The following is an 8,556-nucleotide window of genomic DNA, read 5'->3' as shown; positions in this document are numbered from 1 at the left end:
CGCCCGCCGTTTTCGTGCATCGCTTTCGAGATCAGCCGCGCGAGAAGACCGTGCGCCCGTCCACGATCGTGCGGGCGACGCCGATCGTCGCGAGGTCGCGGCCGGGCGTCAGGGGGTCCTCATCGAGGACGGTGACGTCGGCGACCATGCCGATGGCCAGCGAGCCCTTCCATGTCGAGGCGCCATCCTGTCGAGCAGGGTCGACGGTGACGGAGCGCAGCAGCCGGTTCCTGGTGCCCGCGTCGTCCGTGGCGCCCGTGGCGGTGAGCAGCGCGAGGGACGCGTCGAGACCCAGCCGCCAGTCCGGGCTCGCGACGGGGGAGTCGCTCGTGATCGTGGTCAGCGCGTCCGAGGTCAGCATCTCGGCGAGCGGCCATGCGGAGGCGAGTCTGGCTTCTCCCAGTTGCATCGCCGCCCAGGAGTGCGTGTGCGCCGCGATCAGCGGCTGCACCGCGAACCCCGCGCCGATGCGCCCCATCCTGGCGATCTGCTCGGTCGTGGCGAGATCTCCGTGCACGACATAGTGCGGACCCGACGGCGTGGGGTGCTGTGCGTGCAGGCCCTCCAGCACGGACAGGAACTCGGCGATCGAACGGTCTCCCGTCGCGTGCACCGCGATCTGCAGCCCGCGGGCAGAGGCCAGTTCGAGCATGCGTCGGAAGGCGGTGCGGGCGTCGGGCTCGCCACGGGTGAGCAGTCCGCCGGTGGTGCCGTCGGCGTAGGGTTCATCGACCCAGGCGGTCGCCATCGGGGGGATGCCGTCCGCGAAGATCTTCACGCCGGGGATCGCGAGCCATCGAGGGTCGGAGGGCGGTGCGGGGATGCGCACCCCGCGCTCGAAGTCGTCGAGCGTGCTCTCGCCGTCGATCGTGCCGAACAGTCTCAGCAGGGTCACGCGGGAGGTCTGGGCGCGCTCGCGATGCAGCTCGAGGTAGGTGTCGAGCATGTCGGAGCCGAAGCATCCGGTCTCGCCGTCGTCCTCGCCGGGGCCGATCCCCGGCTCGGTGTAGCTCGTGATGCCGAGCTCGGCGAGCAGTGCCCATGCGCGTCGCAGCGCCGACCGGCGTTCCCCCGACGTCGACACGAGCCGTCCGGACGGCTGCTCCTCCGGCGGTGTGTCGGAGAAGAAGAGATGCGGCCACCGTGCCCCCAGCCATGCGGCGTGCAGGTGGGCGTCGTTGATGCCGGGGATCGCGGTGCGCCCGTCCAGCTCGATCACCGCGCGCGAATCCAGAGCCTCCGCCTCCGCACCCAGAGCGACGATCACCCCGTCGCGGACGGCGAGCGACTCCGTGATCGTGTCGGAAGGGTCGAGGGTGCGGATGCGGCCGCCGCGGATGATCAGGTCGGCATCGTCGCCGTGGAGTGACTGTGTCATTATTCTACCAGTGTAGACGCAAAACTGCTGCCGAGGAGAAGCTCATGGCGCGTTGTCGTCAGTGGCCGCCGCCGAACTCGATCATCGCGACTCCGACCGCGATCAGCGCGACGCCGATCGCCATCATGGCCGAGAAGTGATCCTTGAAGATCACCCGCCCGAGCACCGCGGTCAGCGCGACACCGGCGGCGGCCCAGATCCCGTAGGCGACACCCACCGGCATCCCCATCGCGAGGATCGTGCCGAGCAGGGTGAAGGCGGCGAGATAGCCGACGACGATCACGGGGATCCAGCGGCGACGGCGCAGGCCCTCGGATGCGCGCAGGCTCAGCGTCGCCGTGACCTCGCTCGCGATCGCGAGGGCGAGGAACACCCAGGTCACGACGTCGCCTCCGTCGTATCGCGCGTATGGGATCCGAGTTCGACGAGCAGCACGCCGACCACGATCACGCCGACGCCGACGATCTGCACCGGTCCCAGCAGCTCGCCGAACAGCACCGTGCCGAGCGCGGCGGTGAGCACGACGCCGATCGCCGACCAGATGCCGTATGCGACGCCGACGGCCATGCCGCGGTCGAGCACGACCGACAGCAGCCAGAGCGACCCCGTGTAGCCGAGCACCACGACGACGAGCCAGAACGGATGCGTGAACCCCTCGGCGGCGCGGAGGGAGAGGGTCGCACTCACCTCGAGGGCGATCGCGAGCAGCAGGGGCGGCCATGCCGAGCGGCGGGGGCTGGGGGTCATCGCGAGCCTTTCGTGGAGCGTCCGAGGGGGAGAACGCGACGGGTGACCGGGGGATTCCCGCGAGAAGCCGGGCCTGCTCGACCCCGGTCCGCAGCCGTCGGATTCGGCACGTGTTCCTGCGACTTGTACGCTGGATGCATCCCCCGATCCACCCGGCAACTCGCGCGCCGGCGACCTCGGCGCGCGCTCACACATGCAAGGACGCAGATGAACGATTCCGCGGCACACCGCGACGACTGGACAGAGAGCGAAGAGCTGGCGGAGCGGATGATCCCGCTCATCGGGGCACTCCGACGGGAGCACGACGTCGTCACGTCGCTCCACGGGCATCGTCTGCTCGGCCTGTCGGCGACGGGGCTGGTCGAGGTGCACGAGCGTGTCGCCCAGCTCGGTCACGAGCGTCTGCCGATCGAGGACAGCCTTGCGGTGCTGGAAGCGATCCATGCTCTCGCGCCCGGGGCATCCTCCCTCGACGTCGCCCGCCTGGTCGCCGGCCACGCGGAGAGCGGTCAGCCGTTGGAGGCCTATCTCGCAGATGTGCTCGCTCCGGCCATGGGAGCTGTCGCCGCTGAGGCCACCGACGTCGTGCTCTACGGGTTCGGGCGGATCGGCCGCCTCCTCGCTCGTATCCTCATCGCCCACACGGGAGGCGGGAGCGGGCTGCGTCTGCGTGCCATCGTCGTCCGCCGCGGTGCCGAGAACGATCTCGTCAAGCGCGCGTCGCTGCTGCTGCGCGACTCCGTGCACGGCCGCTTCGCCGGTTCGGTCACGGTCGACGAAGATGCCGAGCAGATCATCGCGAACGGCACCCGCATCCAGGTGATCTACTCCGACGACCCGGCGACCATCGACTACAACGCGCACGGCATCCACGACGCGATCGTCGTGGACAACACCGGACGCTGGCGCGACGAGGCGGGGCTCTCCCAGCACCTGCAGTCGAAGGGCGTCGCCCGCGTGCTGCTCACGGCCCCCGGCAAGAGCCCGCTCAAGAACATCGTCCACGGCATCAACGACGACACCATCGCCGACTCCGACCGCATCATCTCGGCCGCGTCCTGCACGACCAACGCCATCACTCCGGTGCTCGCGGCGATCGATGAGGCGTACGGCGTCGTCAAGGGGCACGTGGAGACCGTGCACTCGTTCACGAACGACCAGAACCTGATCGACAACTTCCACAAGGGCGACCGACGCGGACGTTCGGCCGTGCTCAACATGGTCATCACCGAGACGGGGGCGGCCAAGGCCGTGGCCAAGGCGCTCCCGCAGCTCGAGGGCAAGCTCACCGGCAGCTCGATCCGCGTCCCGACGCCCGACGTGTCGCTCGCGGTGCTGCACCTGACCATCGAGCGTCCCGCGACCAAGGACGAGGTCAACGACTACCTGCGCCGCGTCTCGCTGCACTCCAAGCTCCGTCAGCAGATCGACTACGTGGAGAGCCCCGACGTCGTCTCCACCGATTTCGTCGGCTCGCACCGTGCCGGCATCGTCGACGGCCTCGCCACCATCGCCGACGAGGACACCCTCATCCTGTACGTCTGGTACGACAACGAGTTCGGATACTCCTGCCAGGTCATCCGTGTGCTCGAGGTCATGGCGGGCTCGCACCCGATCGTGCTGCCGGAGCGCCGCGAGGTGACCCTGCAGGGCTGAGTCTCGCCGTTCGCCGGGTTTCGTCGTATCGTCCGGAGTACCCGGCATGATGAGGTCATGAAAACCGCGGCTCAGCGCACCGATCGTCTCCGTTCACAACGCCTCCGTTCGCATCGCCTGACCGCTCCGGCGCGCACCGTGACGGATGCGGCGCAGCACATGCTCGCCGTGCAGAGTCAGGACTTCACGGCCGGTCGGTGGGCGCTCGCCGTGCGTACCCGCGGTGAGCCGACACTGCGCGACGTCGACCGGGCCTTCGACCGCGGCGACATCGTGCGCGCGTGGACGATGCGCGGCACCCTGCACACCGTCCCGGCGCGAGACCTCGGTTGGATGCTCCAGGTCACCGCTGGGCGGCAGCGGCAGCAGGCAGCCACCCGTCACCGTGACCTCGGCATCGACGACGACATGGTCGCCGCTGCCGTTCGCGCCCTGACGCCGCGCCTGCGCGATGGCGGGTGCACGCGTGCGGAGGTGTTCGAGGTGCTGGAGGGGATCGGCATCGACCCCTCCGGTCAGCGCGGCATCCACCTGCTGTTCACCCTCACGATCGCCGGGCTGATCTGCCAGGGACCGGTCGTGGCCCGCGCCGGTGTCGCCCGCGAACAGCGCTTCGTCCTCGTGGAGGAGCACATCCGCGAGCACGCAGCACCCGACGATCCGCTCGCCGAGCTGTTCGTCCGCTACGTCGACGGCCATGGTCCTGCCGGGGTCGCCGACTTCGCGTGGTGGTCGGGCCTCACTCTGGGTCAGTCGCGTGAGGCGGCAGAGCGGGCGGCCTCCAGCGTCGAAGAGGTCGACGAAGGGCTCTTCGTCGCGTGCCGGCCTCCGCGTCGGGCGAGCGGCGCCGCATCGGTCCATGCGCTCGGCGCGTTCGACGAGTACTACATCTCCTACGCCGATCGCACGGCCGTATGCGACCCGGCGTATCTGGCGGCGATCGGGCCGGGGAAGAACGGCATGGTGCGTCCGACGATCGTCGAACAGGGCCGCGTCATCGGCTCCTGGTCGCATGCGAGCGCGACCAGGAGTGCACCGCCAGAGCTCTTCGAGGCGCCAGAGGATCCCGAGGTCGTGGCCGCAGCCCTCGCGCGGTTCGCCCGCTTCGCCGACGACTGAGACGCCTGCCCGAGCCCGACCCGCCCCTACTCGCTGGCGTGGCGCCTACTCGCTGGCGTGGCGGGCGAGGAAGCTGTAGACCTCGTTGTCGTCGACGCCCGGGAACGCGCCGCGGGGGAGAGGGGAGAACATGTGCGTGTGCACGCGCGCGCTCGGCCAGGCCCGTCCGCTCCACCGATCGCTCAGCTCGGCCGAGGGGCGACGGCAGCACGACTCGTCGGGGCACGTCGATACCGCGCGGTCGTTCGTCTCGCGTCCACGCCACCACCGTGCGTCGTCGAAGGGCACCCCGACCGTCACCGAGAACTCGCCGTCGGTCGACGACCCGGTCTGCGTCGAGCACCAGAAGGTGCCGGACGGGGTGTCGGTGTACTGGTGGTGCTCCACCGTGCGGTTCTGCTGCGTGAACGCGGCGCGGGCCTGGAACTTGCGACACACCCGCTGTCCCTCCACGGCACCGGTCACATCCATCGGCAGCGGCAGGTCGTCGTTCTCGTACACACGGGTGATCGCCCCGGTGGAGTCGACGCGCAGGAAGTGCAGCGCCATGCCGAGGTGCTGTGTCAACAGGTTCGTCATGCGCATGCCCGCCGCCTCGTGCGTGACGCCGAAGCCGTCGCGGAAGTCCTCGACGGCGAGGTTGCGGTCCTTCTTCGCCTGTTGCAGGAACGCGACGGAAGCCGTCTCCGGCATCAGGCAGCATGCGGCGAAGTAGTTGATCTCCAGGCGCTGCTGCAGGAAGTCGGCGTAGTCGGTCGGCGGGGTGTGTCCGAGAAGTCGATGCGCCATCGCCTGCAACGCCATCGAGCGCAGGCCGTGACCGCCGGGGATCGAGGCCGGCGGCAGGTAGATCCGCCCGTTCTCGAGGTCGGTGACCGACCGTGTCGAGTGCGGGAGGTCGTTGACATAGATCAGTTCGAACCCGAGCTTCTCGGCCATGATGCTCACGGTGCGGTGGGTGAGTGCACCCTGCACGTGTCCCGCAGCCTTGAGGTGCTTCTCGGCGAGCTTCTCGATCTCGGGGAGGTAGTTGTTCTGGGCGCGCATCCGCAGCCGCAGCTCGGTGTTGGCGCGGCGTGCTTCCTCCGGGGTCGCGATGGCCTCGCGCTCCCGCCTCTCCAACTCCCGGTGCAGGCCGAGAACGGATTCGATCGTCTCGTCGCTCATCCCCTTGGTGACGCGCACGGGGGCGACGCCGAGCTGCCGGAACACCGGGCTCTCCTGCGCGCGCTCCAGGGCGATCTCGAGCGCGGCACGCCGGTTCGGCGGCTCACCGGAGATGAGATCGGTCACCTCGGTCTTGGTCGCTTGCGCGATCGCCTGAAGGAGGGAGAGCTTGGGCTCGCGCTTGCCGTTCTCGATCAGGCTCAGCTGCGAGCCGGCGACGCCGACCAGCGCGCCGAGCTCATCGAGCGTGTAGCCGTTCTCCAGTCGGTGGTGACGGATGCGGTGGCCGAGGGTCGTGAGGTGGATGCCGGAGGACGCCATTCCTTGAGTCTAGCGAAAGAATTCCAGTTCTTATCGCTTGAAATGGCCGAAAGTCGCGTTCGAACCGGAAGAAGATAGGTGCAACGCCCCACACTTCTAAGGAGCAGTCATGGCCATGGCCGAAGTCCTCACCCCTCGCACGTCTCCCGTCTCCCCGACGCGCACGTTCGGGGCGGCTCCGACGTATGACACTCCTGCCATGGCCGAGCTGGCCGCCTGGGTCGAGGAGATCCGGGCGCTCACCCAGCCCGACTCCGTGCACTGGGTCGACGGCTCGCGGGCCGAGAACGACTGGCTGCTGCGCGGACTGGTCGACGAGGGCAAGCTGATCAAGCTCAACCCCGAGTGGCGACCCGGCTCGTACCTCGCGCGCTCGCACCCCAGCGACGTCGCTCGCACCGAGGGGCGGACGTTCATCGCCTCCGAGCGCGAGGAGGACGCTGGCCCCACGAACAACTGGGCGGCTCCGGCCGAGATGCACGCCAAGATGGATGAGATCTTCGAGGGATCGATGCGTGGGCGCACCATGTACGTCGTCCCGTTCTCGATGGGACGCGTCGGCGGCCCGCTCTCGCACATCGGCGTGCAGATCACCGACAGCGCCTACGCGGTCGCCTCGATCGGCATCATGACCCGCGTCGGCGATGCCGTCACGCGTCAGATCGCCGAGGGTGCGCCGTGGGTCAAGACCGTGCACACGGTCGGTGCCCCGCTCGCGCCGGGTGCGCAGGACGTGGAGTGGCCCTGCAACGACGACAAGTACATCGTGCACTTCCCGGAGACGCTCGAGGTCTACTCGTACGGCTCGGGCTACGGCGGCAACGCGATCCTCGCCAAGAAGTGCTTCGCGCTGCGCATCGCCTCGGTGATCGCCCGCGACGAGGGCTGGCTCGCCGAGCACATGCTGCTCATCCGCGTGATCGACCCGCAGGGCAAGGCCTACCACGTGGCTGCGGCCTTCCCTTCGGCATGCGGCAAGACGAACCTCGCCATGCTGCGTCCGACCATCCCGGGCTGGCGCGTCGAGACCCTCGGCGACGACATCGCCTGGATCCGTCCTGGTGAAGACGGTCGCATGTGGGCCATCAACCCCGAGGCGGGCTTCTTCGGCGTCGCACCTGGCACCGGCGAATCGACCAACGTCACCGCGGTCGAGACGCTCTGGGGCAACACCATCTTCACCAACGTCGCGCTCCGCCCCGACGGCGACGTGTGGTGGGAGGGCCTGACCGACGAGGCGCCGGCGAACCTGATCGACTGGGAGGGCAACGACTGGACCCCCGAGTCGGGACGCCCTGCCGCGCACCCCAACTCCCGTTTCACGGTGTCGGCGGCCCAGTGCCCGCAGATCTCCGAGGACTGGGAGGAGGCCGTCCCGCTCGACGTCATCCTGTTCGGCGGACGCCGCGCGAGCAACGTGCCCCTCGTCGTCGAGGCAACCGACTGGACGCACGGCGTGTTCCTCGGCTCGAACATCTCGTCCGAGCGCACAGCTGCCGCTGAAGGCACGGTCGGGGAGCTCCGCCGCGACCCCTTCGCGATGCTGCCGTTCTGCGGCTACAACATGGCGGACTACTTCGGCCACTGGCTCAAGGTGGGCCGCGGTCTGCGCTTCGACCGCGCACCGCGCATCTTCCAGGTCAACTGGTTCCGCCGCGGCGACGATGGCCGGTTCCTGTGGCCGGGCTTCGGCGACAACTCGCGCGTCGTCGACTGGATCATCCGCCGCATCGCCGGTGACGTGCCCGCGGTCGACAGCCCGATCGGACGCCTGCCGCGCGTGGAAGACCTCAATCTCGACGGACTCGACATCCCCGCCGCCGACCTCGACGAGCTGTTCTCCGTCGACGCCGAGGCGTGGAAGACCGAGGCCGATCTGACCGAGGAGTTCTACGACACCTTCGGCGACAAGGTTCCGGCGGCGCTGCGCGCCGAGCTGGCCTCGCTGCGCTACCGCCTCGACAAGGCGTAGCTCCCCAGACCGGTGCCGGTTCGGGGGAGCCGGCACCCTCAGGGCCTCGTGCCCTGCAAACCCGCGAAGGCGGGACATCAGAGACGAACCCATGGCTGAGTGGTCTCCGACGTCCCGCCTTCGTGTTGTTCGGGCGCTGGTCGAGACCCACGCTCGTCGTCGAGACCCACGCTCCCAAGCGTGGGGGAGGATGGGT

Annotated in this window: 7 protein-coding genes; 3 read left to right on the top strand and 4 right to left on the bottom strand. The window is 69.2% G+C overall.

Annotated elements, in window-relative coordinates; all coding sequences use genetic code 11:
- Positions 1-31: 31 nt before the first annotated feature.
- The 3 genes from DSP71_RS09730 to DSP71_RS09720 are packed head-to-tail and all read right to left on the bottom strand — an operon-like array spanning position 32 to position 2,125.
- Positions 32-1,378 carry an amidohydrolase gene (locus DSP71_RS09730; RefSeq protein ID WP_113680982.1) on the bottom strand — a complete coding sequence of 449 codons (1,347 nt, stop codon included), beginning with the start codon at positions 1,376-1,378 and terminating at the stop codon, positions 32-34.
- A gap of 58 nt (positions 1,379-1,436) precedes the next feature.
- Positions 1,437-1,760, bottom strand: coding sequence for a multidrug efflux SMR transporter (locus DSP71_RS09725; protein ID WP_058632908.1), 324 nt, complete (start codon positions 1,758-1,760; stop codon positions 1,437-1,439).
- The gene (locus DSP71_RS09720; RefSeq protein ID WP_046749681.1) at positions 1,757-2,125 is read right to left on the bottom strand and encodes a multidrug efflux SMR transporter; all 369 of its coding nucleotides are present in this window, start codon (positions 2,123-2,125) and stop codon (positions 1,757-1,759) included. Before DSP71_RS09720 ends, DSP71_RS09725 begins: the two co-directional genes overlap by 4 nt.
- Positions 2,126-2,332: 207 nt before the next feature.
- On the opposite strand from DSP71_RS09720, the gene DSP71_RS09715 reads away from it, so the two are divergent.
- On the top strand, positions 2,333-3,781 hold the full coding sequence (locus tag DSP71_RS09715; RefSeq protein WP_046749680.1) for a glyceraldehyde-3-phosphate dehydrogenase: 1,449 nt from the start codon (positions 2,333-2,335) through the stop codon (positions 3,779-3,781).
- 57 nt (positions 3,782-3,838) lie between these two features.
- A complete protein-coding gene (locus DSP71_RS09710; RefSeq protein WP_058632907.1) occupies positions 3,839-4,900 on the top strand; it encodes a winged helix DNA-binding domain-containing protein in 1,062 nt (353 codons plus the stop codon).
- Positions 4,901-4,945: 45 nt separating this feature from the next.
- Here DSP71_RS09710 and DSP71_RS09705 read toward each other — a convergent pair whose 3' ends face one another.
- Positions 4,946-6,388, bottom strand: a complete 1,443-nt coding sequence (locus DSP71_RS09705) for a helix-turn-helix transcriptional regulator (RefSeq protein WP_058632906.1) — start codon at positions 6,386-6,388, stop codon at positions 4,946-4,948.
- Between the two features lie 109 nt (positions 6,389-6,497).
- Here DSP71_RS09705 and DSP71_RS09700 point away from each other — a divergent pair, with 109 nt between their 5' ends.
- Complete coding sequence (locus DSP71_RS09700; protein WP_058632905.1) at positions 6,498-8,360, top strand: phosphoenolpyruvate carboxykinase (GTP); 1,863 nt, start codon at positions 6,498-6,500, stop codon at positions 8,358-8,360.
- Positions 8,361-8,556: the final 196 nt, after the last annotated feature.

It is taken from the genome of Microbacterium sp. H6, from assembly GCF_003314775.1.
GTDB lineage: Bacteria > Actinomycetota > Actinomycetes > Actinomycetales > Microbacteriaceae > Microbacterium > Microbacterium oxydans.
This window is presented reverse-complemented; position numbering and strand designations above follow the sequence as displayed.